General features: G+C 75.8%; 1 protein-coding gene. It reads right to left on the reverse strand.

Annotated features, from left to right (window positions below; all coding sequences use genetic code 11):
• Window positions 1-2655 (reverse strand): non-ribosomal peptide synthetase (locus IEZ08_RS38930; protein ID WP_229803967.1); only part of this gene is annotated, 2655 nt, incomplete at its 3' end.
• Between the last annotated feature and the right edge of the window lie 18 nt (window positions 2656-2673).

The following is a 2673-nucleotide window of genomic DNA, read 5'->3' on the forward strand; positions in this document are numbered from 1 at the left end:
CGCGCCACCCGCCAGCCGATCCACGAACCACAACCGCCGCTGCCCCAACGAGACCGGGACCGTGCCGTTGTGGGCGGCGCGGGTGAGGGCGGGCCGGACCGGAGTGACGGCGGAGGAAGCGGCGGCGAGCCGGTCCCGGACCAGCTCCGCCAGGGCCGCCACGGTCGGCGCCGCCAGGAAGTCGGCGAGCGGGACCTCGCAGGAGAACGTCTTGCGCACCCGGGCGAGCAGCCGGCTGGCGAGCAGGCTGTGCCCGCCGACGTCGAAGAAGTGATCGTGCGCGCCGACCCGGTCCAGGCCGAGCAGTGCGGTCCAGATGCCGGCGAGCTCCCGCTGGAGGCGCCCGCGCGGCGGCACGTACCCGCCCAGGTCGGGCCGGTCGGTGCCCGGCCGGGGCAGCGCGGCCCGGTCGAGCTTGCCGTTCGGGCTGACGGGCAGCGCGTCCAGCGTGACGAACAGCGCCGGCACCATGTAGTCCGGCAGCGACTCCCGGCAGTGCCTGAGCACCTCTGCCGTCGCCGGGGGCGCTCCCCCGCCGGGGGCGGGGACGATGTAGGCGATCACGCGGCGGTCGCCGTCGTGCTCGGGGGCCGTCGCGACGGCGTCCCCGACGGCCGGGTGCCGCCGCAGGACCTGCTCCACCTCCTCCAGCTCGACGCGGAAGCCGCGGATCTTCACCTGCTGGTCCGCCCGGCCGAGGAACTCGATGAGCCCGTCGCCGCGCCGGCGCACCAGGTCCCCCGTGCGGTAGAGGCGCCCGCCCGGCGGGCCGGCGAAGGGGTTGGGCACGAACCGCTCGGCGGTCAGGGCGGGACGCCCGAGGTAGCCGCGGGCGAGACCGGCCCCGGCGACGAGCAACTCGCCGACGACGCCGGGCGGCACGGGTGTCAGGTCGCGGCCGACGATGTGCGTCCCGGTGTACGGCAGCGCGCGCCCGATCGGGACCCGCCCGCCGTGCTGGCCGGGGATCGCGTACGACGTGGTGAAGATCGTGCACTCGGTCGGCCCGTAGCCGTTGACGACCTGCCCGTTCGGCACCAGCGCCGCCGCGCGGGCCACATGGTCGGCGGAGAGCTGGTCCCCTCCGGCGATCAGGTGCCGGACGGACGGGAAGGGTCTGTCGGCGCAGTCCACGACCGCGTGGAAGAGCGCGGCGGTCAGCCACGCCACGGTGACGGGCTCGTCGGCGAGGAACGCGGCCACCCGTTCCGGAAGCGCCTTGCCCGCAGGCATGATCGCCAGCGTGTGCCCGTTGACCAGGCACCCGAACAGCTCCAGCACGGAGACGTCGAAGGACAGCGGCGTGGCCAGCATGAACACCTCGTGCTCGCTCAGCGGCAGCCACTGCGGATCCCGTACCCGGCACACGACGGCCTCGTGCGTGACGCCCACCCCCTTGGGCCGCCCGGTCGACCCCGAGGTGTAGATCACGTAGGCGAGGTCCGCCGGATCCGCGGGAACGCCCTCGGACCCGCCGTTCCCCTCCGCGTCGTCTCCTGCCGGGGTCTCCCGCCGTCCGGCCCCGCCGCCTTCCCGGTCACCGGGATCGTCCGGGGCGACGACGCGGACGTTCCCGGGCAGGCGGGACACGGTGGAGGCGTCGGCGACGACCACCCGCGCCGCCGCGTCGTCCAGCATGTACGCCAGCCGCTCCACCGGGTAGTCCGCCTCCAGCGGCAGGTAGGCGGCTCCGGTGTGCAGCACCGCCAGCAGCGCGACCGGCACGTCCAGCGACCGGGGCAGGCACACTCCGACGATCGATCCGGGCCCGGCTCCGCACGCCCGCAGCCGGGCGGCCAGCCGGCGTGCCCGGCGGTCGAGTTCGGCGTAGCCGAGCCGGTCCCCGGCGCAGGTGGCGGCCACGGCGTCCGGCGTGCGCAGGGCGACGTCGGCGACGAGGTCGTGGAGGCATCGGGCGGGCGGCGGCTCGGCGGCGGCCGGTTCCGGCTCGGCCAGCGGGAGGCGCGAGATCGGCAGCGCGGGGTCGGCGGCCCCGGCCGCGAGCACCCGCTGGAAGGCCGTGACGAACCCGTCGACGGTCGGCCGGTCGAACAGCTCGGTCGAGTACTCGGCGAACCCGGTCAGCCCGCCGTCGGCCTCCGACCACACCTGCACCGACAGGTCGAAGGCCGCGGCCTGCACCGGCACCGGCACCGGCGTCACCGCCACGTCCCCGTCCAGCCGTCCGTCCGGCTCCGGCAGGTCCTGCACCACCAGCGCCACCTGGACGAACGGCGTCACCCCCGCGGACCGGGCCGGCGCGGTCTCCTCCACCACCCGGTCGAACGGCACGTCCTGGTGCGCGAACGCGGCGACCGCCGTCTCCCGCGACCGCGCGACCACCTCCGCGAACCCGGGGTCGCCGGACAGGTCGGTGCGCAGCACGACCGTGTTGACGAAGAACCCGACCAGGTCCTCCAGCTCGGGCAGCACCCGGTTGGAGGTGAGCGTCCCGACCACGACGTCAGTCGTGCCGCAGTAGCGGGAGACGACCGTGTTCAGCGCGCCGAGCAGCCCCATGAAGGTCGTGGCGCCGGACTCCCGGCAGACCTCCCCCAGCCCCGCGACGACCCCGGCGGGAACCCTGAACGGCACCCGCTCCCCCGCCCCGGACCGTCGTGCCGGTCGGGGACGGTCCAACGGCAGCTCCAGCACCGCCGGAGCACCCCGCAA

Origin of the sequence: Planobispora rosea (assembly GCF_014648175.1) — a bacterium.
GTDB lineage: Bacteria > Actinomycetota > Actinomycetes > Streptosporangiales > Streptosporangiaceae > Planobispora > Planobispora rosea.